The organism is Amycolatopsis sp. (assembly GCF_036008905.1).
GTDB lineage: Bacteria > Actinomycetota > Actinomycetes > Mycobacteriales > Pseudonocardiaceae > Amycolatopsis.
On record NZ_DASYMU010000218.1, the window covers coordinates 1 to 21,997 of the forward strand.

The following is a 21,997-nucleotide window of genomic DNA, read 5'->3' on the forward strand; positions in this document are numbered from 1 at the left end:
GCCGCGACATGCGGCGACGCGTGCACGGGATCCGAACCGAACGCCCGCACCCCGATGATCGGGTCGTCGGGCGTCAGCGTCAGATCCGCGCACGGCGCCAGGTTCACCGTGACCCCGCAGGCCGCGAGCCGCTCACCGAGGGCGGCGGCGACGGCCGTGGTCAGCTCGACGTCGTCGGCCGCGCCGAGCGCGAGCGGGCCGGGCACGAACGAGCCGGTGGCGACGTCGAGCCGCGTGACGTCACCGCCCTCCTCGTCGATCCCGATGACGATGCCGGAACGCTCGGAACGCAGCTGCGCCGTCAGCGCGGCCACCTGCTCGTCGTCGACCACGTTGCGGCCGAACAACACCACGCCGCCGAGACCTTCGCCGAGTCTGCGCCGCAACCACTCCGGCGCTTCGGTGCCGCCGAAACCGGGCAGCAGAACGGATTCAGCAAGTAGCTCGGGAGAAGACAACCGCTATCCCTTCACCGCGCCGGCGGTCATGCCGGACACCAGCTTGCGTTGCACGATCAGGAAGAACACCAGCGCCGGGATGGCGTAGATGACCGACGCGGCCATGACGCCGCCCCAGTCCACCGCGAACGCCGTGCGGAACGACGACAGCCACACGGGCAGCGTCTGCTTGGACTGGTCGCGCATGAACACCAGCGCGAACAGGAACTCGTTCCACGCCGTGATGAAACTGAACACCGACGTCGTGACCAGGCCCGGCGCCAGCAGCGGCAGCGTGACCCGGCGGAACGCGCCGGCCCGGCTGCAGCCGTCGATCATCGCGGCCTCTTCGAGGTCGTACGGGATGCCGTTGATGAAGCCGTACAGCATCCAGACGGTGAAGGGCAGCGTCGTGGCGAAGTACACCAGCAGCAGCGACGGCAGGGTGTTGAGCAGCCCGGCGTCCTTCATCAGCAGGTACATCGGGATGAACAACGCCTCGACCGGCGCGAGCTGCGCGACCAGCACCAGCAGCAGGAAGCCCTTGCGGCCGCGGAACCGCATCCGCGCGAGCGCCGCGGCGGCGAGCACCCCGGCGACCAGCGCGCACAGCACCGCGCCGACCGTGACGATCAGGCTGTTGGTCAGGTAGGTCAGGAACCCGGGCTTCGTCAGCGCCGAGGTGAAGTTGTCGATCGTCCCCGAAAACGGGATCAGATCGTACTTCGGCGACAGGACTTCGCCCGGTGTCTTGAGCGACGTGGTGAACATCCAGTACGTCGGGAAGCCGAAGAAGATCGCCGCGATGACCCCGACCACCGACAGGCTCACCCGCTGGGACAAGGATTTCTTCACGAGATGTCGGCCTCCTTCGAACGCACGAGCAACTGCACGTACCGGGCGGTGATGAGGGTCAGCACGAGCAGCATCAGCATGGCGATCGCCGCCGCCGCGCCGAAGTGGCTACCCGCGACACCCTTGAGGTACAGGTAGATCGGCAACGTCGTGCTCTCGCCGTCCGGGCCGCCCTGGCGGATCGCCCAGACCTGGCCGAAGACCTTGAAGTCCCACAGCACCGACAGGAAGGTGACCATGGTCAGGATCGGCCGGATCGCGGGCCAGCTGACCGCCCAGAACGTCTGCCACGGGCTGGCACCGTCGATACCGGCGGCTTCGTAGTGTTCCTTCGGCGCGCCGAGCAGGCCCGCGTAGAGCGTGAACGCCACAAAAGGCACGGCCTGCCACAGGATCAGCAGCCCGATCACGGTCAGCGTGGAAGTCCCCGTGGAGAACCACGAATACCCGATGAACGACTCGAACCCGAGTTGCGCCAGCGTTTTGTTGAGGATGCCGTACTGCTGGTCGAACATCCATTGGAAAACCGTGGTCGTCGCGATGACCGGCGTGGCCCACGCGAGGACGAGGGTGACTTGCAGCAGAACCCGGACGACCGGGTTCAGATGCCGCATGAGCAGCGCGATGAACAGCGCCACCAGCAACGTGGTGATCACGATGACGGCGGTGAACACCAGCGTCCGGATCGTGATCTCCCAGAACGCGGGATCGGTCAGCGCGGCGGTGTAGTTGTCGAACCCGATCCACACCATCTGTCCGCTGACCAGTTCGCGCAGGTCGAGCTTGCGCAGGCTGATCCCGGCTAGTTGCAGCGTCGGCCAGCCCAGCAGCACCAGGATCGCGATCAGCGCGGGCAGGATCAGCAGGTACGGCACCGTACGCTCGCCGATCCTCGCGCGCAGCGTCCGCGGCGAGGGGGGACTGACACGCGGCGGTGCCGACGGGGAAGACCCCGCCGGCACCGCCACATCCTTGATCGTCGTCATCAACCGATGAGCTTGTCGAGCTGGGCGTTGGCGTCGGTGGTCGCCTGGTCCAGCGTCTTCTTCCCGGTCAGGTATGCGGTGAGCATGTCCTTGAGCGGGTTCTGGCCGGACTCGACCTCACCCCACTTGGGGCTGGCCGGGACGGCGCGGCCGTTCTTGGACGCCTTGGCCATCACACTGGCCAGCGGGTCCGAGTCGAGCGCGCTGACGTCGGTCGAGGTGCCCGGCACGTAGCCGGCCTTCGCGAGCTCGGTCTGGTACTTGGCGCTGGACATCAGCTTCAGGTAGTCCTTGGCCAGTGCCTGGTCCTTGCTGTTGATCGGGATCACCAGGTTGGAGCCACCGAGGAACACCGGTGCGGTCGAGCCGGCGGTCTTGCCCGGGATCGGGAAGGCGCCGGTCTTGGCGGTGATGCTCGGGTCGGTCTTGGCGGCGGTGGCGACCTCGTAGGGCGCGCCGATGAACATGGCGGCCTTGCCACCGCCGTAGATCCCGGCCTGCGCCGGGTTGCTCTCGTCGTTGTCCTTCGGCGCCTTGGTGCCGGAGACGTCCACGAGCTGCTTGTAGAACTCGATGCCCGCCTTCGAGCCCGCGCTGTCGAGCGAGGCCTTGAAGGAGGTGCCGGTCGAGGTGGCGACGTCACCGCCGTCGTCCCAGATGAACGAAAGCAGGGCGTACCAGTACTGGCCCGGCAGGTACAGCGGCTGGAAGTCGGGGTCGCCGCCGAACTTGGCCTTCAGCTTGCCGATCGCGTCGATCCACTCCGCGCGGGAGGTGGGCGGCGCGGCGATACCGGCCTGCTCGAACATGTCCTTGCGGTAGATAACCTCACGGTTGGCCGCGTAGAACGGGACGCCGTAGGTCTTGCCGTCGTACTGACCGGAGGCCTTGAGACCCGCGAGCCACTGCGGCCCGTTGAAGTCGCCGACCGAAGCCGTCAGGTCCGTCAGCACGCCCGAAGCGGCGAAAAACGGGGTCTGGGTGTTGCCGACCTCGATGACGTCCGGCGCGTCGTCACCGGCGAGCGCGGTGGTCAGCTTCTGCTGAATGCCGTTCCACTGCTGGACTTCGTACTTCACCTTGACACCGGGGTGGGCGTCCTCGAACTCCTTGTGCAGCGCGGCGGAAGTGGCGTCCGGCACGGAGCCGGTCATCAGCCAGACCGTAAGCGTGCCGTCGGACTGAGCGGTACTCGCGGCGGCACCGGTGTCGGTGCCACTGGAGCCGGCGCAGCCCGCGGTCGCGAGGGTGATGGCGGCGGCGCCCGCCACCAGCTTGAGCCAGCGTTTCACTCGTGCCGTCCTTTCGATGTCCGGCCACCCGGCCGGACTGCCAAAAAATGGTGTAGACCAATGTTAGGGAGGAGAGTGGTACGGACCACAGCGGGTGTCAAGGAGGTTGCCAATACGTTGTAAAACAGTGGAGGTTCGATGACGGTGAGTCACCGGATGGGCACTGTAGTGACACGGATCCGTTAATGTGGACCACACTGTGCCGGTAGCCGGAAAGGTTCTTTCCCCGGGGATTCCCCAAAGCGGACAAGGAGATCCGCGAAAGTTGGTAGCCTGGGAAACACGCTGCTGGGGCTGCGCACCGACTTCCTGGAGGAACCCTTTGCCCGACCCGCTGACGCTCTCCGTCCTGGGCGCGACGGCGCTGACCGAAGGCATCAAGTTTCTTTATTCGCAGGCCACTGAACTGCTGAAACAACGTCGTGAGCGCGCCGCGAAACCCGCGAAACCCGTCGATACCACCGCGCTCGCGGGCGAACTCGAACCGCTCGAGGCGGACGACGACGTGGCCTCGCAAGTGGAAGCCGAACTGAAACGGCTCCGACACGTGCTCCAGGATTACGTCGACGACATCGTGCCGATCGACCCGAAGGACCGCGAACTGCTCGAAGCGACCGACGAAGTACGGCGTCTCCTCGAAGCGGTCTACGGGCAGCGAATCACGTTCCGTGGCGAACACCGGCCGGAATCGGGCCCGCTCGTCCAGGGTTCGGTCGACGCGCTCGAGGTCGCCGGGTACGTCGCCGCGGTGCGCGCGAAGACCGTCGGCGGCTCCGCGACCGTGCAGGGCGCGGTGCGGACCGAAGAGGTGAAGGAAGGCGGCCAGGCGATCGGCGTCGACATCGACCGGATCGGCTGATGGCCGGGGACCACGATCGTCTCGACCGGGCCGAACTGCTCCACGAACGGCTCATCGCCGGCTATCTCGACGCCGGTTTCTTCGAACGCGCCTGGCTGGCCGAGCGCGTCGAGCGTCATCTGCGTGACCCGGAATGCCGGTTCCTGCTGCTGACCGGCGGCCCGGGAACGGGCAAGAGCGCGTTCCTCGCGTGGCTGGCGCGCCTGCATCCGGTGGCACCGCGGTATTTCCTGCGCCGGTCGAGCAACCACCCGCTGGCGAGCGGGGACGCGTGGTCGCTGCTGCTGAGCATCGGGCACCAACTGGCCGTGCTGCGCCCGGAAATCATGAGCCTGGACCTCGACGTCGAGGTCACCCAGGACGTGGGCCGCGTGGCCGCCGGCGGCGAGGTGGTCGGCGTGCGCGTCGGCGAGGTGTGGGTGACCCCGTTCCAGCACACGGCCTTCCAGGTGACACAGCAGATCAACGACGTCGAAGGCCGCGTCGTCGCCTTCGAGATCAACCGCCTGATCGCCGACGCCCGGCTCAACAACCTCGGCAACCTGCAGAGTCTCGCGTTGCTGGAACCGGCGGTCCGGCTCGCCGAACGGGACAGCGAAAGCCTTGTGGTGGTGCTGATCGACGCCGTGGACGAACTCCGCTACCAGTGGAGCGCGGTCGGCGGTCGGGGCGACATCCTCGAATGGCTCGCCGAGTGCCCGGAACTCCCGCCGAACGTCCGGATCGTGGTCACCTCCCGGCCGGACGACAAGCTCGAGCAATTCCGGGAGCGGCAGAGCGACCGGCTCCGTGAGATCGTCATCGACCCGGCGGGTCCGGAGGTCCAGGGCGATCTGCTGGCCTACACCGTCACACTGCTCGCCGAAACCGTTGTGGCGTCGGTGTTCCGCGCCCCGCCCGGACTCGCCCGCCGCGTCGCCGCCCGCGCCGGCGGGAGTTTCCTCTACGTCGTGCTGTGGGGCAAAGCCCTGCGCGAAGCCGCGCAAACCGGGGACAGCGCGCGGATCGCCGCGGTGACGGACATGTCGGCGCTGCCCGCCGGGCTCGACGGGATCCACCGGTACTTCCTCGTCCTCGTGCGCGACTCGGTCCGGCGACAGGAACCGCGGTGGAGGCAGTTGTGGAGAAACGCCTATCGGCCGCTGCTGGCCGTACTCGCCGTCGCCCAGACTCCGTTGACCTTCCGGCAGATCCTCCGGCTGGGTGATCTTCACGACCATCGGGACGAAGTCGCCGACGCGCTGAAAGAGCTGACCCAGTTCGTGTACTGGGAAGGGCTCGCCGTCCAGCTCTATCACACCAGTTTGGCGGAGTTCCTGACTTCTGCCGACGAGTCGCGCGTGCTCGATGATTGGCACGTGGAAGCCGACGAGAGCCATTACGAGGTCGCCGCCCTGCTCATCGTGGAACACGGGGGCTCGTGGGAGAACTGCGAGGACGAGTACGCGCTGGCGCATGTCGTGACCCATCTCGTCGCGGCGATCCGGGTCGCGAATTCGGCTTCCCTGCGGAACAAGGCCACCGAGTTGCTCATCGGGCTGCTCGGTGACCCAGGGTTCGGTGTCGGCCGGGCGCTGCGCGCCGGCACGGACACGATGCTCGACGACTACGTGGCCGCCCACGAAGCTCTTCGTCCCGCCTCCCCCGGGCTGATCCACACGCTGGCATCGACACTCGCCGAAGTACTGGCGCGGCTGGCCGGGCGCGGCGTGCGGGACGTCGCGGACACCACACACGCCGTGGTGGGCGTGCGGATCGACGCCGACGAACTCAACGAGACGATCCTGAGCCGGCTCAGCGATCCCGCGTATCTCGAACGGTTCGTCGCCGACGAGACGGACAGGTCCCTGACGCTGATCGCGTTCTCGCACGCCCAGGCGACCCGGCTGCGGCGGAAGGGTGACCCGGCCAGTCTCGAAGAAGCCCGCGCGCTCCTGCTCCGGGCGGCGGCCGCGGCGAAGGACTTCGACGGCCGCACGACCACGCGCCTGCGGTCCAGCCTCTTCTACGACCTCGGCTATCTCGACTTCCTCCACGGCGACCACGACCGGGCGCTCGATTCCCTGGAGCGGTCCCGCGCGGCCGCCGAGGAGGGTGGCGACCGGACCGGCGCGTACATCTCGCGGCTCGTCGGCCTGCGGGTCGGCTTGCTCAGCGGAGCGGTGAGCCCGGAGGACTATCGCACGGCACTCGAGGAAGCGCTCGTCTACTTCACGAGCGACGAAGCCAGGGGCCCGCACGCCGCCCGGTGGGCGATGACCGTCCACGGTCAGTTGCTGGACCTGGCACTCACCCTCGAAGACGCCGAACTCGCCGCCACCGAACTCCAGGCGATGGAAGACGCGCCGTGGATCCGGCAGGCGGGCCGGACCGACATCGTGACGAAGTACCGCGCCCGGGTCGCCGCTGTCGTCGGGGACCGCGCGGAGGCCTGCACCCTCTTCGGCACCCTGCTTCGCGACGAGCTCACGGGCGAGCCCTCGCATCGTGAGGAACTCTCGCGCGACCTGTTCTACTACGGCCGCGCGCTGGCCGACGTCGGCGACATCGCCGAAGCCCGGCAGGTGTGGGACCGCGGATTGCGGTGCCCGGACAACGCCGCCAACTGGCCGTGGAAGCCGAAGATCGCCGCCTTACTGGACAACTGAGCACGAATTCACCCCGAAGTCGTCCATCCGGGTACGCGTGGTCTGATGCACCATCGACGATCACCGGGAAGGATGACTCGATGGACACCAGCAGGTCACCCGAGCGCTTGGTCTTCTTCAGCGACGCCGTCGTCGCCATCGCCATGACCCTGCTCATCCTCCCCCTGGTGGACGTGATCCCGGAACTGGTGGCCGAACACGGTAAATCGATCGAGGCGATCACGAAGAACCAGTGGCAGATCTACGGCTTCCTGTTGAGTTTCGCGGTGATCTCCCGGTTCTGGATCTTTCACCACCACATCTTCGAGCAGGTCAAGGCCTACAGCCGGCCTTGATCCAGATGAACCTGTGCTGGCTGCTGACGATCGTCGTGCTGCCGTTCCCCACCGAGATGATCGCCGGGTTCGACCACGACTACTTCACGCCGCTGTTCTACATCGGCACCGTCCTCGCCAGCAGCTTCTGACAGACGGCCATGGTGCTCATCATCCGCCGCAATCCCGACGTCGCCAAAGGCCCGGACGCCATCCCCGACAACGGGCTGCTGAACTCGATCGGCAGCACGGCAGCACGGCGGCGCTGGCGGTGGCACTGCTACTGGTCGCGGTCGTGCCGGAGGTGGGCTACTACGCGCTGCTGCTGCTCCTGGTGCCGGGGAACGTCATCCGGATCCGCAATCGCTTCGCTTCCACCCGGGTCGCCTGAAAAACTTTCGCCGCCCGTGATTGACCCACGGAAAGTCTGGGCACTCTGTAGGCGGAACGCCACGCCGCGAGTCTCCCCCCTCGCGCGGCGTGGCGTTCCACATTCACCCCCTTCAGTGCGCGAAGTGCCCATGGCCCGCGACCACTCTGTCCAGAACGAGACGGAATCACCGCGGACGCTTGCCTGCCGGCCGCCTCAAGTCGAATAATCTTCCCCGCAGCAGCCGATGACAACGTTGTCTACGAATCGGGGACCATGAGCGACGAACTGAGCCGCAGGCGAGCACTCCAGCTACTGGGCGCCGGAGGTGTCGCCGCGCTGACCCTCGACCTCGTGGCGCCCGGCCTCGCGACGGCGAGCCCCGCGGCACCGCCCGACTCGGTCGCCGCGACCTACCACCGGATCCTGTCGCGGCACACCCGCTGGGCCGAGCAGCAGTTCGACCCGGCGGCGGGCATCTACTCCGGCACCGACTTCTCCTTCGCCGTCGTCCTCGGCAACGCGGTGCTCCTGACCCGCGGCACCTACGACGCCCAGGCCGCCGGGATCGGCAAGGAAGACCTCCACGCGCACACGATCGCGACGATCAAGCACTTCGCGGCGAGCAACGCGCTGGCCGGAGGCACCCAGTGGGGCCGCAAACTGTTCTTCGACACCACTTTCCAGTCCTACTTCGTGCTCGCCGCGCGTCTACTGTGGACAGACCTCGACGCGGACACGAAGGCGAACGTCGACAAGATCGCCCGGGGTCAGGCCGCCTACACCACCGCGCTCGGTTCGGCGGACGACCCGACTTCCGGTGGCTGGACGCCGAACGGTCTCACCGGAGGCAACGTCGGCGACACCAAACTGGAGGAAATGGGGGTATACGCCCAATCCCTCGCCCCGGGGATCGCCTGGGCCGCCGACGATCCCCGCGCGCCCGCGTGGCGGGACCGGTTCAGCACCTGGAGCCGCAACGAAGCCGGGCTGCCCGCCGCCGACCTGGCGAACCCGCGCGTGGTCGACGGCAAACCGATCTCGGCCAACACCGCGACGAACCTCTACGACACCTTCATCGTCGAGAACCACGGCTCGTTCGGCCCCCACTACCAAGAGGAACTGTGGCGGACCTCCGGGCGCAACGCCATCCACTTCCTCGTGGCCGGGCAGCCGCTGCCCGAGGTGATCACCGCACAGCCCAACGGGGAACGCCTGTGGGACAGCATTCTCGCGGTCATGAGCGACGCGGGTGAGCCGCTGATGCCGATGGTCGCAGACCGTGAGCACCTCTACGGCCGGGACGTGATCCCGCTGGCCTTCCGCGCCCAGGTGCTCGGCGACCGCGACGCCGCGCGGGCCGAGGCGCTGCTCGCCGACCGGCTCGAGCCGTACCAGGCGTACCCGCCGGTCGACCGGATCACGAAGTTCTCCGGTGAACCGAAGTACGAGCCCGAAGCCCGCGCGGAGCTGGCGATCAGCTATCTGCTGCACGAATGGCGAGCGCGTCACGGCGGCCCGGTGCGGCCGTCGACGTCGGCGGAACTGTTCGCCAGGGCCTCCGGGGTCTTCGACTTCGGTGCCGCCCCGGGGTTGCTCGCCCATCAATCCCCCGGCGCCTGGGCCGCGACGGTGAGCAAGCCCGGTTTCGTGAAGTTCGCCTGGCAGCCCCATCACGACGACTGGCTCTTCGTGCTCAGCGGCGCGACACCGATGTTGCTGCCCTCGGCGAAACTCGTCGCGCGCGAACGGCTCGCGACGACGTACACCCGGGTACGCGACGGGTTCGACGGCACGGTCGGAGTGCTCCGGTTCGACACCGGGTACGCCGCGCTGGCCACCCTGCCGACCGGGACCGTCGTCTACGCGACCACCGGTGTCGCGGACGGCGAAGGCGCGCTGAACGTGCACAACCTGTCGATGCCGGGCGTCCCCGGTCTCGACGGCGATCGCACGTACACCGCCGCCGAAGCCACCGCGACCGTTCCCGCCCAGACCGCGCCGCCCACCACCGGCCGCGTCGACACGCTGACCTTCGGGAAGGTCACCGCCCGGTTCGTGCGGATGCTCGGCGAGCAGCCGGACCCGACCTACGGCTACTCGGTGTTCTCCTTCGAAACCCGTTCCGGTACAACAGGTTCCGATCTCGCGCAGGGCAAGACGACGACAGCGTCCTCCGAGGACACCGGCAAGGAAGCCAGGCTCGCCACCGACGGCAACCTGTCCACCCGATGGGCCGTCTCACGGGCCGATCGCGGCCGGGCCGACAGCTGGCTCGCCGTGGACCTCGGCGCGCCGGCCGAGTTCGACAACGTGGTCCTGCGCTGGGAAGCCGCGGCGGGACGGAAGTACCGCGTCGAAACCTCCGCCGACGGGACCTCCTGGACCACCGTGGTCACCTACCCGGACCCCGCGCTGCGGACCACCGGCGGCTGGCTGGACGTCGACGGCCGAGCCGGGCTCGTCGTGCGCGGCGCGGCGAACCCGATCGCGGTATACGGCGACCGGATCGTGCTCTCCGACGGTCCCGCGGCCCCCTTGCTCGTCGAGGGCTATCCCGACGCCCAGCCCAAGCAACTCGCGGCGCTCGCGAAAGCCCCGCAAGCGTCGTGCAGCGCGGAATCCGTGCGCATCAGCACCGCCGACGGCTACCTCACGCTGATCAACCTCGCGGCGACCGCGGCGCAAGGCAAGGCATCACTCCCGCAGGACCGCACCGCGATACGCCTCTACCGCGGGGAACAGGTCGTGACCGCGACCGGCACCGGCTACACCGTCGAGTTCAGCGCCGCGGGCGGGCGGATCGAACCGCCACGGTTCACCCTGCGCGGCACTCTCGGACGCGTGGTTCCCTTGGGAGTCAAGGTGATCGTGGCCGACGCCGGGCATGTCACCCTCACCGCGCCTGCGCTCGCGCTCGTGACACTCACGCCCGACCAGGGCGTGCCCCGGCCGCTGGTCCTGCTCCCGGGCCGGCCGCAAACCGTGGTGGTCCCCGAAGTCCGGCCCTACCCACTGGCCGACCTCGCACTCGGCGCGGTGACCTTCCCGGGCGAACCGCTGCCGGACGGAATGTCGGACCCGAGCGCGGCCGTCGACGACAACGCCTCGACGTCGTGGCGGCCCGGGCGGACGTCCCCGCGCATGGTGGTCGATCTGGGCGCTGTCGTGGCGGTGGGCAGTGTCGAGCTCGACTGGACCCACGGCCGGGTCTCGTCCGCCGTCCTCGAAGTCAGCGTGGACGGCCGCGTGTACACCGACGCCGCGAATCCGGCGGCGTCCCGTGCCACGCGGACCCCGGTGAACCGGCAGGCGCGGTTCGTCGCCGTCCGCGTGCCGTCCTGGCGCCCCGGCGACGCCGACCTCACCCGGTTCACTGTGCTCTAACCCCCTCCCGCACCCCGCCCCCGGGGAACATGTCGACACTTTCCCCGGGGCGGGGTTTCCCGTTTCCCATTCCGTTGTGCGCCAGGAAACCACTGTTTGGCGGGACCCCCTTCTTCGAGGATCGAACTGCGGAATTACTTCCGGAGAACGAAAGGGGGCGAACTCATGGAACCCCACCGCAGTTGGTTCATCTGGCTCTTCACCCTGTTCGGCTGACACCCACCACTGTCGTGGCGGAGGTCCGTGCCCGCCGCGCGGCACGGACCCGCCACGGCGGTGAAAGCCTTACGAGTCAGACCATTGCACGCCGTATCCGTGTCCGGCGATGAGCCCGTCGAAGTCGACGCTCACTTCTCCCACCCGATCGGCGACGAGCTCCTCGCGCACGAGTTGGTCGTCGTCCAGGTCGCGGTGGAACACCTCCGCCACCTTCCAGATGTTCCGCGGAACCGCACCCGCCGGAAAGCGCACCCTCAATGCGAAAGAATCGCAGGAACGCTTCGGGAAGAAAACGTAATGGGTCCGCATCGGCTGACCGGGCGGTACCCGGAGCACCAAACCGTAGTCGTGGGAATCCCCGGCGGACAGCGCGTGCGGCAGCCGGAGCACGAACGCGAACCGCGTGTCGCGAACCCGCTCTCGTCGCACGAGTTCGACGCCGTACTGCACCTCGACCCCGACGTCGTGCTCGGTCGAGTCCGTCTCGCCGCGAGGCAGGGTCATCAGCTCGCGGACCTCTTCGACACCCGACGACTCCGCCACGATGAAGCGCCGCTCGAAGCACACCGGCGACTCGACGTCCATCCGCAGCAGGGATTCGAGACGTTCGACGCGCCAGCCGTCGCCGTCCGTCCTGGCCGCGGTCGTCCCGGCGCGAACGGCCGACTGGGCGAGCATGTCGATGGCGTCGTCGACCCGCCGCCGGATGGTGCGGACGTCGCGCTTCTCCAGGTCCGCCAGCCGCTGCACCCGATCCTGCAGGAACGCGCCCGGCGCGTCCGGTGACAGCGAGAGCGCGGCGACCACGGCCGCTTTGAGGTCCTGGGGCAGCTTCTTCGCCAGCGCACCGAGCCGCCCGACGAGTTTCTCCCTGATGGTGGCGGGTGAGTCGCCCGCTCTGATCCCGCAGACGACGGACAGCTGGGGGCCCAGCGAGTCGACGATCGTCGGCGACTGAACGCCCCGGCCCTTGCGAAGCGCCCTCAGCTCGACGGCCAGCGCGTCCTCTGACAGTGACATGGGCTTTCCTCTCCCCACCGAAATGGAGCAATGGTCACGACGGCATTCCGTGAGTATTCCATGTCCAGCATCTGGCAATGAATTTTCCTGCAGCGCCGACATTTGTCAAGTTGCCCGGCGTGCGCTCCGGACTGGGATCAACCGGCCGAATGACAATAATCCCCGCTCACAGCCGCGCGGACGGGAAACCGGTTTCGTCGGATCCGGTTCCCCCGCCGCGCTTTCCCCCTCGGCCCGCACCGCCGTTACCAAAAGAGAGGTCTCGAACGCGTATCGAAAAGGGTGACCAACGGCTATTTACGGACCAGCGTGTTGCCTTCGTAGCCACTCGAATGCGACAGCCGCTTGGCGTAGCAGTCGTCCTTCACGATGCCGGAGTAGTCGCACCACTCGTTCACCGACTCGCCGGTGTCATGCTCCTCGGGCAGCACGGTGATCCAGAAGTCCTTGTACCGGAAGGACGAGTACGAACCCGACCACAGCAGCTTCGCCTCCGGGTAGTGCAACCGGATGGTCAGGAAGTCCTGCCAGATCTCCGAGTAGCCGAAGGAAACCCCGCCCACCACCATGCCGGGCTTCTTCGCCGACAACTGCGGAATCCAGTAGCCGACGGTCGCTTCGACGTTCGAACTGTCGGTGGCCGCCTGCTGCCGCAGGGCCAGTAGTGCCGTGTCGTCGTCGGGAACGACCGTGCTCGTGGGCGTGGAGAAGGTCGTGGTGGTGACCGGCGGCAGGTAGCTCGTGACGGTGCCGGGCGGCGCGACATAGGTCGTCGCCGGGCTTCCGACGGTTTCCCCGTCCCGCGGCGGGTTCCCGACCGCGACGACGTTGACCAGGATCGCGATCAGGACGACCACTCCGGCGGCGACCAGCCCGAGCACCACCGCCTTCGTCGACTGGCTCCCACCAGCCGGTGCCGGCATCGGCATCGGTATAGGCATCGGCATCGGCCGGGCCGGCGGCGGGACGGCCGGAGCCGCCATCGTCGCGGGAGTGACCGGCGGCGGTGACCAAGGCGGCGGTGTGCCCTGGGGAATGCCCGCGGTGTCGGGCCTGAACACGTTCCCGCAATGTTCGCAGGAGGTGAGTCCGGGACGCTGGGGCCGCTCGCAGCGTTCGCAGGTGGTCATCGATCCTCCAGCCGATCAGAACTCGTCATTCGCCCGGCGCCGGGCGCCGGTCTCGATTAGCCGCTTGTCTCCTTCAGAGTCGTCGCAGCCTATGCGGCGTTACGGCGCGGTTCGGAAACGCCCCGCGACGGGCGGCGAATTGATTCTTTCCCCTGCCGGAGGAATTTACGGTGATTTCCTCTTATTGTCCTTTGGACATCCGGGGTTTCCCTTGGCCATCGAGCCGGGAAACGGGAAACGGCTGCCAGGCGGCCACGAGGGCGGGCATTCTCCATGGGTGCCGAATTCCCGATCTTCGGGCCCGCCGCCCGCACCCGAGGCAGGAGCACCTATGAAACTCACGGTCCCGTTCGGCCGGGTTCTCCGGATCACCTCCTGGGTCGCCGTCATCGCGCTGGTGTCCGGGCTCGCGCTGGGCGGTGCCGTCAGTGGCAGCCCGCCCAGCACGAAACCGTCCGCCTCGGCCACGACGTCCGGCTGTTCCTGACGCCGTGGCCGAGGAACTCAGCCGCGGTCGAAGTCGGGGATGAGACCGCCGACCAGGCGGATGCTCTCCATGACCTCTTCGTGGCCGATGTTGCCCATCTGCTGGAGGCACATCATCCGGTCGATCCCGAGGTCTGCGTACGCCTTCAGCTTGCGGCGGCAGGTGTCCGGACTGCCGACGATCAGCGATTCCTGCGCGCTGAGCACGGTGAAGACCTCGTCGTCGGACACCTTCTCCCCCTGCAGGATCCGGCCGATCAGCAGCTTCGCCTCGGTCGGCGCGTCGTTCGCTTCACCGCGCAGGAAGTCACCGGTCAGGCCGCCGCCGTCGGGCTTGGTCAGCAATTGCTGTTCCCGTGCCAGGTTCTCCACGAAAGCGTCCGCCGCTTCGAAGAAGTTCAACGCCGTGACGGTGTACCAGGCCGCTGCCGCCGCGGCGCCGTCGAGCATCGCCTGCTCGTCGGTCTCCGCGCAGTGCACGAAGGTGAAGAACCCGACCTGGTTGTTGACGAAGGCGCCGACGGGTTCGGCGCAGCTGTCGGCCGCGGCCCGGTAGAGGTCGATCATCCGGCCCGCGCGGTCGAGCGACTCCCACATCGTCGTGCCCAGTACGCCGACGCCGCGCTTGCCCGCCTCTTCGAACGATCCGGGGCTGGCCGCGGCCTGCCAGAGTGGCGGGTGCGGCCGCTGCAGCGGTTTCGGGGAGATCGGCACGTCGTCGACCCGGTAGTGGGTGCCCTGGTGGGAAAACCGCTCCGAGGTCCACATCCCCGGCAGCATCTCGAACGTTTCCTGCGTCTGCGAACGCACGCCGTCCGGATCGACGTCGAACAGGCGCCATTCCGGGCTCGTGGAGCGGGTCAGGCCCAGCTCCACCCGGCCGCCGCTGAGGTGGTCGAGGGTCGCCGCGCGTTCGGCCACCCGGATGGGATGGTTGAACTTCCCCGGCGAGAGAACGGCCGAGTGACCGAGCCGGATCCGGCTGGTCTGCTGCGAGATCGCCGCGAGCAACAGTTCCGGTGCGGACGAGAGGCTGAACTCGTCCGCACCGTGGTGCTCGACCTGCCACCAGCAGCCGTAGCCCAGTTCGTCGGCGAGCTTCGCCTGTTCGATCGCCTCCCGGAATCGCCGTTGCTCATGCCCGTCGAGCCGAGGGCGGGGGTTCTGGATCTCGTTGAACAGATCGATCTTCATCCGATGGCCTCCCAGTGCACCACACGGGTACGGCGCCGCACCGCCCTCTTGATCAGTCCCGCTGTGCGACTGATCCGTTACTCAAGTCGCACATCTGGCCCAAGGGCGGACAGTTCCTCCGGCACGGTCGTACCCACCTCGGCGAAGATCGCGACGGCCTCCCGCCGGTGCGCGAGCGCCTGTGCGGTCTGTCCCATGGCCTCGCGGATCCCGCCGAGGACGCTCAGCGCCCGCGCCTCGCCCAGCCGGTGTCCCGACGCCCGATGCGCGGCCACCGCCCGTGTTCCGTACGAGAGCGCGGGATCCAGCTCCCGCCGAGCCAGGAAGACCGCCGCCAGCTGGGTCACCGCCTTGCTCTCGAGGAGCCGGTAGCCGGTCCGCGCGCCAAGCGACACGGCCTGGTTCGCGTGCAGCAAGGCGTCGTCGATCCGTCGCTGCCGGAGGTAAGCACCGCTCAGCCCGGTCAGCGCCTGGATCTCGGCGTGGCGATAGCCGGTCTCGTGGCAGATGTCGAGCGCGCGGCGGAAGTTGTCGACGGCCGCGTCGACCCGGCCCAGGCAGAGGTCGGCGCCGGCCATGGCGTTGCGCGCGTCCGCTTCGGCACCGGCGTCGTGGATCTCCTCCGCCAAGGTGAGCGCCTGGGACGCCAGGTCGAAGGCCTGCTCGTGACGTCCGGCGTCGAGTGCCGCGATCGAGAGGTCGTCGAGGAGATACGACTCCGTGTCGCGCGCGCCGGCGGCATGGGTGACCGCCAGGGCGCGCTCCAGGTAGCCGATCCCGCGCTCCAGCTCGCCGAGGTCGCGCAGGCTCGCGCCGAGAAAGATCAGGTGGAGATTCTCCAGGTTCGCCGAACCGATCTCGCGATCGATCTCCAGTGCCCGCGAGTAGTGGTCGATGGCCTCGGGCAGCTGTCCCCGGTGCCAGCACATGGTGCCGATCGACGCGAGGTTCTTCGCCTCCTCGTGCCGAAGGCCGTGGGTACGGCTGATGGCCAGTGCCCGCTCGTAGTGGCCGATGGCCGTGTCGATGTCGCCGAGTTCCTTGTGCAGCTGTCCCATGAACACCAGGAACTTCGCCTCGCCCTCGAACCAGCCGACGTGGCGGCTCAGCGTCAGCGCCTGCTCCTGCTGCTCGATCCCTTCGCGGAACCGGGCCTGGCTCCACAACGCGTGGGCGAGGATGTGGTGCATGGTCGCCTGGACCCGTTCGTCACCCTCGGCGCGCGCGGCGGAGAGACCGGCGAGAGCGACCGCGTGCCAGTCGGCCGGGTACCGGCGGCGGTGGAAGAACCCGTGCACGGCGTCGGAGATCCGCCAGGCCACCTCCTTGGGCCCGTGCTCGGCGGCGTGCTGGGCGACGGCGAGGAGGTTGGCGCGCTCGATTTCGAGCCACGCCAGCGCTTCCGTGCCCTCCGCGAACACCGACACGGGCACTTCCGTCGCCGGGAGGTGCTTGGACTCCGGGAACAGCAAGCCGCCCGCGTCGGCGGCGGTGTCGACATACCAGCCGAAAAGCCGCCGACGCGCATCGGTGAGTTCGCCCGCGTCCTCGCCGGCCTCCGCCTGTTCCGCGGCGTAGAGGCGCAGCAGGTCGTGCATGCCGTAGCGGTCGCCCTCGCGCCGCTCGACGAGGTTCGCCGCGGTCAGCAGGTCGAGCAGCCGTGTGGTCTCCTCGACGGACCGGTCGAGGAGCACCGAAGCCGTCACGGCGCCGAAGTCGACCGCGGGCACCAGGCCGAGACGACGGAACAGCTGTCGTGGCGCGGGTTCGAGCACGCGGTAGGACAGGTCGAAGGTCGCGCGCACGGCGGTCTGGTCGTCGTCGCGCACCGACAACGCGGTGAGCCGGTTCTGTTCGCCCAGCTCGGCGACGACCTCGGCAAGCCGGATGCCGGGCCGCATGCCCGTGTTCGCCGCGGCGATGCGCAGCGCGAGCGGGAGGTACCCGCACAGCTTGGCGAGTTCCCCGGTGGCCTCGGGTTCGGCGTCGGCCATCCCGGGGTCGAGGAGACCGCGCAGCAACGCCGTCGCCTCGGCCGGGTCCAGCACGTCGAGGAAGAGCCGGTGGGCGTCGTCGCCGGTCCCGAGTCCGGTCAGGCGGGTGCGGCTGGTGACGAGAACGAGACTCTCGGGCGCACCCGGCAACAAGGGCCGGACCTGATCGGCGGACGCGGCGTCGTCCAGGACGATCAGCATCCGGCGACCGGCGGCCACCCCGCGATAGAGCGCGACCTGCTCGGGCAGCTCGAGCGGGATGTGTTCGGGCTCGACGCCGAGGCCGCGCAGGAGCCGGCCGAGCGCCTCTGCCGGGTCGAGCGGCGGGTGGAACGGGTCGAAGCCCCGCAGGCTGAGGTAGAGCTGGCCGTCGGGGAACCGGTCCTTGACGCGGTGCGCGAAATGGACCGACAACGCCGTCTTGCCGACGCCGGCCTTGCCGTCGATGGCGGTGATCACCACCGCGCTGCCCTCGGCCCGCAGGCCGTCGAGTTCACGCAGATGCGAGGCACGGCCGGTGAACCCCGGGATGCCGCCGGGGAGTTGCCGCGGCACGGTCCGGACCAGGGTGCGCTGCGTCGTGAGCGTGTCGAGTTCGGGGTCGCCGGCGACGACCTGGCGGTGCAGGCGCCGGAGTTCCCGGCCAGGGCCGACACCGAGCTCGGCGGCCATCCGCCGGTGGGTGTCCTCGTACACCTCCAGTGCCTTCGCCGTTTTCCCCGAGCGGTGCAACGCGACCATCAGCATGCCGACGAACCGCTCGCGCAGCGGATATTCGGTGAGGATCCCGGCCAGCTCGTCGACCAGCTCCTCGTGCCCTCCCAGCCGGAGATCGGTCCCGATGCGCTGCTCGAGCGCGTTGAGCCGCTCTTCGGTCAGGCCCGTGCGGATACCGTCCCACAGCGCGGTGGCGGGCAGGCCCACGAGCGGCGGCCCCTGCCACAGGCCGAGTGCCGTGCGCAGGAGCCGCGCGGCGAGGGAATCGTCACCGCTGTGACGGGCTTCGGTGACGAGCCGGCGGAACCGGTGCAGGTCCACCCGCGCCGAGTTGACCTCCAGCCGGTATCCCTCACCGGCGGTCTCGAGCGTGACGCCGTCGTACCCGGCCAAGGCCCGCCGGAGCCGGTGGATGTAGACCTGGATCGTGTTCCGCGCCGAGGCCGGGGCCTTCTCGCCCCACACCGCGTCGATCAGCCGGGCCGAAGTCACCATCCGGCCCGGCTCCACGAGCAGCATCGCCAGCAGGCAGCCCTGACTCACCGTCGGGTTCAGCCGTCGGCCGTCCTGGCTGACCTCGACCGGCCCGAGCAACTGAATTCCGACCACGTTGACCACGTTGACCACATCGCTCCTCACTGCTGATCATCAAGGTCGTGTCCGGTAAGTCTGGTCGCGAAGACCGCGAGCGAGACTTACCGGACACGACCTTGGACATGGTGCCTCGGCGATCGGCAGCGTGCGAGGTCAGGGGCGGTAGACGCCGAATTCGTAAACGGCGTACCCCCAGCCCGTACCGCGCTGCGTACCGTTCATCCGCACGTAACGGGCGGTCGCCGAGACAGCGATGTCGTCCGCGCCGCCGTCGCCGGTGGTGGTCGCGTAGATCGTCCGCCACGCGGCGCCGTCGTCGCTGACCTGGATCTCGTAGGCCTTGCCGTACGCGGCTTCCCACACCAGCTGGACGTGGTTGAACGCGGTGGACCGGCCGAGGTCCACCCGCAGCCACTGCGGGTCGGCCCAGTCACTGGCCCAGCGGGTGGTGGCGTTGCCGTCGGTCGCGAGCGACGGTGTGTACGGCGCGCCGTCGCCGACGGCCTGGTAGGACGACGCCGTTGCCGGGGCGTTCAGGGCGACGTTGGTCCCGGCGACCGGTGGCGCGACCACGCGGATCGAGCGCGTCTCGATACCGACGTTGCCGCGGCCGTCGCGGGCGTAGAGGTAGATCTTCCAGACGCCGAGCCGTTGCGGGGCGGTGACGGTGAACGGGCCCGAGCCGGTGAACGCCGCCGGGGTGATCGCGCCGTTGTTGTCCACGTACTTGCCGCTGTACCGGACGTCGTAGGTGATCGCGTCGCCGTCCGGGTCGGTCACGTTCGCCGAGAGGGTGAAGGTCCCGCCGGCGGGCACGTCGGTGGTGCGGCTCGTCGACATCGAGCTGATCACCGGCGGCTGGTTGCCGCCTGTCTGTCCACTGTAGAGCTTGCGGACGGAGTAGTACGACAGCCGCTTTTCGTTGCCGGGCACGAGGTTGAACCACACGCCGCCGAAGTCGTTTTCGGTGCCGTAGTGGAACATCGTCGCCCCGAGCGCGACACCGGTGTGCCCGGTGACGCAGTTCCAGGAGTTCGCGTAGCCGTCGCGTTTCTGGAGGTCGGTGGGCTCGGACGGCACGCCGTTGACGTCGTTCGGCGTCTCCCACTCCCCCGCCGGGCCGGCTTCGGTGACGATGTAGGGCTTGGTGTAGCCGCCGTCGATCCAGTCCTGTTTGACCCGGCAGACCGCGTTGTAGGCGTTGACGGCGTAGAGGTCGAGGTCCGGGGTGTAGGCCTTCAGGTAGGGCCACGCGCCGGTCCAGGCGTCGGTCGAGGTGACCGGGTGGTTCGCGTCGAGGGCGTGGATCGCTTGCGCGGCTTGGTTGACGAACCGGGCGTAGGCGATGCGCTGCTGTTCGAGAGCGGCGCCGGAGAAGCAGTTCTGCATACCCAGCAACGATTCGTTGCCGACGTTCCACATCAGCACGCCCGCGTGGCCGCGGTATTCGGTGACCCAGCGCTGGATCTCGCCCAGCATCGTCGCGCGGTAGTTCGCGTCGTTGACGTAGTCGACGCAGCCACCGCTGCCCGGACCGCCGCCCGGTTGCAGCCAGAACCCGGCGACGACCTTGACGCCGTTGGCCGCGGCCGCGTCGAACAGCGGGCGGCTGGTGGCGTCGGTGCCCCAGGTGCGGACGGTGTTGACGCCCATCGCGTGCAGGTCCGGCATGCGGGAGGCGGCTTCCGAGACGGGTGGGCCCCAGGTGAGGCCCTTGACCTGGAACGGAGCGCCGTCCACGGTCAGCTGCCAGTTGCCATGGCTCCCGGTCACCTTCGTCACGCCGGGCCCGTCGGACGAGCCGCTGGTGGTGCCGCTGACCTGGAATTCCCAGAGCGAGTAGCCGTACCCGCCGGGCCTGGCCGTGCCGTACATCCGGACGTAGCGGCCACTGCCGGAGACCGCGAGGGTCTGGATCCCGCCGGTCGCGGTCGTCGTGGCGTAGATCGAGCGCCAGTCCGTGGCGTTGTCGGAGACCTGGATCTGGAACGCCGACGCGTAGGCCGATTCCCAGTTCAGCACGACCTGACTGATCGCCGCGGTGGCGCCGAGGTCGACCTGCAGCCACTGCGGGTCGCCGAAGGTGCTCGACCAGCGGGTCCCGGCGTTGCCGTCGACAGCGGCGGACGCGGGAGTGGAGTCACCTTCGGAGCTGGACGCGGTTGCCGGTTTTCCTTGCGACAGCAGGGTTGCGGCGCGAGCCGGGGTGGCGGCGACGGTCAGCCAGGCGGCCAGCAGCGTGGCGACGATCAGGACGATGGCCGGGCGCGAGCACCCGGCGGTGAGACGTAAGTCCACGATGACTCCCGCACTCGGGGATGGGGAAACAGGAAGGCTGGAGAGCGCTCTCCTGGATTGCTCCGATATTTCGGCAAGATCGCCGGACTGTCAAGACTTCGGGCCGATCACCGGGCAGAACCGGAAATCGGCAGGTGAACGCGTGGTCCTTGACAGAAACCGGACGGGTCCCCATGCTCATCAGGAGAGCGCTCTCCCCGCCGTCACTCCTCACCGTGGAGGATCCGTGCCTTCTAAGCTCGCGCTACTCGCCACCGCTTCGGCCCTGTCGCTGGCCGCCGCCTTCCTCACCACCGCTTCGGCGGTCACCGCGTCGGCCGACGATCTGGTCACGCATCACGAATTCCAGGTCAACTGCTCGCCGAGTCACCACCAGCCCGACGACCCGATCGTCTATCCCGGCCTGCCGGGGGCGTCCCACGACCACACGTTCCTCGGCAACAAGACCACCAACGCGAACTCGACCACGCAGTCGCTGATCGGCGCCGGAGTCGGGGCGACGACCTGTCTCGCGCCCGACGACCTGTCGGCCTACTGGTTCCCGACGGTCTACAACGGCGACCAGGTGATACTCCCGAACTTCGCGCAGGTGGTCTATTACAAGTCCGGGGTGCTCGACTACACCTCGGTCCGGCCCTTCCCGCCGGGTTTCCGGTTCGTGGCCGGGAGTCCGAGCGCGACGATCGGCGAGTTCCAGAACGCCCGAGGCGCCGTCGAAGGCTGGGAGTGCGGCGAAAGCTTCCACAACTGGGACGTCCCGGTGAACTGCACCCCCGGCAGCCAGCTCAACATCCGTTACCAGGCCCCGAGTTGCTGGGACGGGGTGAACCTCGACTCCCCCGATCACAGGAGTCACGTGGTCTATCCGGACCGCGCGACCCTGACCTGCCCGTCGGATCATCCGGTGGCGGTGCCGATGATCGAGTTCAAGACCGCGTTCCCGGTCAGCGGGGACATGTCGAAGGTCCGTCTCGCCAGCGGGCGGGGTTTCTCGTGGCACTACGACTTCTTCAACGCCTGGGACGTGCCGACCCTGGCGGCACTGGTTTCCCACTGCATCAACGGCGGTCTCCAGTGCGATCCGCGCGGGTTCGACCTCTACAAGCCGGATCGCGGCCAGGTACTCGGGCCGAACTACCGGCTGCCCGGTCGTCCGTGAGCACCTCCCGGCCGCGCCGGCGCACAGCGTTCACCGCG

16 protein-coding genes are annotated in these 21,997 nt (G+C 68.6%); 7 read left to right on the forward strand and 9 right to left on the reverse strand.

All coding sequences use genetic code 11. From position 1 onward, the window contains the following. The 4 genes from VGP60_RS35005 to VGP60_RS35020 form a co-directional block, all read right to left on the reverse strand. Positions 1-458: glycoside hydrolase family 3 N-terminal domain-containing protein (locus VGP60_RS35005; RefSeq protein ID WP_327552473.1), on the reverse strand; the 458-nt coding region annotated here is incomplete at its 3' end. 3 nt (positions 459-461) lie between these two features. Further along, positions 462-1,292, reverse strand: a complete 831-nt coding sequence (locus VGP60_RS35010; RefSeq protein ID WP_325024607.1) for a carbohydrate ABC transporter permease — start codon at positions 1,290-1,292, stop codon at positions 462-464. After that, the gene (locus VGP60_RS35015) at positions 1,289-2,278 is read right to left on the reverse strand and encodes a sugar ABC transporter permease (RefSeq protein WP_327552474.1); all 990 of its coding nucleotides are present in this window, start codon (positions 2,276-2,278) and stop codon (positions 1,289-1,291) included. The genes VGP60_RS35010 and VGP60_RS35015 overlap by 4 nt, the downstream gene beginning before the upstream one ends. After that, entirely contained in the window at positions 2,278-3,570 is a 1,293-nt protein-coding gene (locus tag VGP60_RS35020) for a sugar ABC transporter substrate-binding protein (protein WP_327552475.1), read from the reverse strand. Before VGP60_RS35020 ends, VGP60_RS35015 begins: the two co-directional genes overlap by 1 nt. A gap of 322 nt (positions 3,571-3,892) precedes the next feature. Here VGP60_RS35020 and VGP60_RS35025 point away from each other — a divergent pair, with 322 nt between their 5' ends. From VGP60_RS35025 to VGP60_RS35045, 5 genes are all read left to right on the forward strand, one after another. Beyond that, the gene (locus VGP60_RS35025; RefSeq protein ID WP_327552476.1) at positions 3,893-4,429 is read left to right on the forward strand and encodes a hypothetical protein; all 537 of its coding nucleotides are present in this window, start codon (positions 3,893-3,895) and stop codon (positions 4,427-4,429) included. Continuing rightward, the gene (locus VGP60_RS35030; RefSeq protein ID WP_327552477.1) at positions 4,429-7,077 is read left to right on the forward strand and encodes a hypothetical protein; all 2,649 of its coding nucleotides are present in this window, start codon (positions 4,429-4,431) and stop codon (positions 7,075-7,077) included. Before VGP60_RS35025 ends, VGP60_RS35030 begins: the two co-directional genes overlap by 1 nt. A gap of 80 nt (positions 7,078-7,157) precedes the next feature. After that, positions 7,158-7,412 carry a TMEM175 family protein gene (locus VGP60_RS35035; protein WP_327552478.1) on the forward strand — a complete coding sequence of 85 codons (255 nt, stop codon included), beginning with the start codon at positions 7,158-7,160 and terminating at the stop codon, positions 7,410-7,412. Then, positions 7,409-7,543, forward strand: coding sequence for a hypothetical protein (locus VGP60_RS35040; RefSeq protein ID WP_327552479.1), 135 nt, complete (start codon positions 7,409-7,411; stop codon positions 7,541-7,543). The genes VGP60_RS35035 and VGP60_RS35040 overlap by 4 nt, the downstream gene beginning before the upstream one ends. Before the next feature lie 494 nt (positions 7,544-8,037). Continuing rightward, complete coding sequence (locus VGP60_RS35045) at positions 8,038-11,148, forward strand: discoidin domain-containing protein (RefSeq protein ID WP_327552480.1); 3,111 nt, start codon at positions 8,038-8,040, stop codon at positions 11,146-11,148. Positions 11,149-11,433: 285 nt separating this feature from the next. On the opposite strand, the gene VGP60_RS35050 is transcribed toward VGP60_RS35045, so the two are convergent. Both VGP60_RS35050 and VGP60_RS35055 read right to left on the reverse strand, forming a co-directional pair. Beyond that, positions 11,434-12,387 carry a hypothetical protein gene (locus tag VGP60_RS35050; protein ID WP_327552481.1) on the reverse strand — a complete coding sequence of 318 codons (954 nt, stop codon included), beginning with the start codon at positions 12,385-12,387 and terminating at the stop codon, positions 11,434-11,436. Positions 12,388-12,680: 293 nt separating this feature from the next. After that, on the reverse strand, positions 12,681-13,448 hold the full coding sequence (locus tag VGP60_RS35055) for a hypothetical protein (protein ID WP_327552482.1): 768 nt from the start codon (positions 13,446-13,448) through the stop codon (positions 12,681-12,683). Between the two features lie 400 nt (positions 13,449-13,848). On the opposite strand from VGP60_RS35055, the gene VGP60_RS35060 reads away from it, so the two are divergent. Further along, positions 13,849-14,004: a hypothetical protein gene (locus tag VGP60_RS35060; RefSeq protein WP_327552483.1), complete on the forward strand. Its 156-nt coding sequence runs from the start codon at positions 13,849-13,851 to the stop codon at positions 14,002-14,004. 17 nt (positions 14,005-14,021) lie between these two features. On the opposite strand, the gene VGP60_RS35065 is transcribed toward VGP60_RS35060, so the two are convergent. The 3 genes from VGP60_RS35065 to VGP60_RS35075 all read right to left on the reverse strand — a co-directional run bounded on the left by VGP60_RS35065 (position 14,022) and on the right by VGP60_RS35075 (position 20,800). Continuing rightward, positions 14,022-15,197, reverse strand: a complete 1,176-nt coding sequence (locus tag VGP60_RS35065; protein ID WP_327552484.1) for an LLM class flavin-dependent oxidoreductase — start codon at positions 15,195-15,197, stop codon at positions 14,022-14,024. A 77-nt stretch (positions 15,198-15,274) separates the two neighbouring features. Next, positions 15,275-18,547: an AfsR/SARP family transcriptional regulator gene (locus tag VGP60_RS35070; protein ID WP_327552485.1), complete on the reverse strand. Its 3,273-nt coding sequence runs from the start codon at positions 18,545-18,547 to the stop codon at positions 15,275-15,277. 108 nt (positions 18,548-18,655) lie between these two features. After that, positions 18,656-20,800, reverse strand: a complete 2,145-nt coding sequence (locus VGP60_RS35075; protein ID WP_414640454.1) for a discoidin domain-containing protein — start codon at positions 20,798-20,800, stop codon at positions 18,656-18,658. Positions 20,801-21,026: 226 nt separating this feature from the next. On the opposite strand from VGP60_RS35075, the gene VGP60_RS35080 reads away from it, so the two are divergent. Further along, positions 21,027-21,959, forward strand: a complete 933-nt coding sequence (locus tag VGP60_RS35080) for a DUF1996 domain-containing protein (RefSeq protein ID WP_327552486.1) — start codon at positions 21,027-21,029, stop codon at positions 21,957-21,959. The last annotated feature ends 38 nt before the right edge of the window (positions 21,960-21,997 follow it).

Coding starts and splice junctions, on each gene's coding strand:
- VGP60_RS35015 (WP_327552474.1), bottom strand. CDS start 2,278: ATGACGACGATCAAGGATGTGGCGGTGCCGGCGGGGTCTTCCCCGTCG.
- VGP60_RS35030 (WP_327552477.1), top strand. CDS start 4,429: ATGGCCGGGGACCACGATCGTCTCGACCGGGCCGAACTGCTCCACGAA.
- VGP60_RS35035 (WP_327552478.1), top strand. CDS start 7,158: ATGGACACCAGCAGGTCACCCGAGCGCTTGGTCTTCTTCAGCGACGCC.
- VGP60_RS35045 (WP_327552480.1), top strand. CDS start 8,038: ATGAGCGACGAACTGAGCCGCAGGCGAGCACTCCAGCTACTGGGCGCC.
- VGP60_RS35050 (WP_327552481.1), bottom strand. CDS start 12,387: ATGTCACTGTCAGAGGACGCGCTGGCCGTCGAGCTGAGGGCGCTTCGC.
- VGP60_RS35060 (WP_327552483.1), top strand. CDS start 13,849: ATGAAACTCACGGTCCCGTTCGGCCGGGTTCTCCGGATCACCTCCTGG.
- VGP60_RS35065 (WP_327552484.1), bottom strand. CDS start 15,197: ATGAAGATCGATCTGTTCAACGAGATCCAGAACCCCCGCCCTCGGCTC.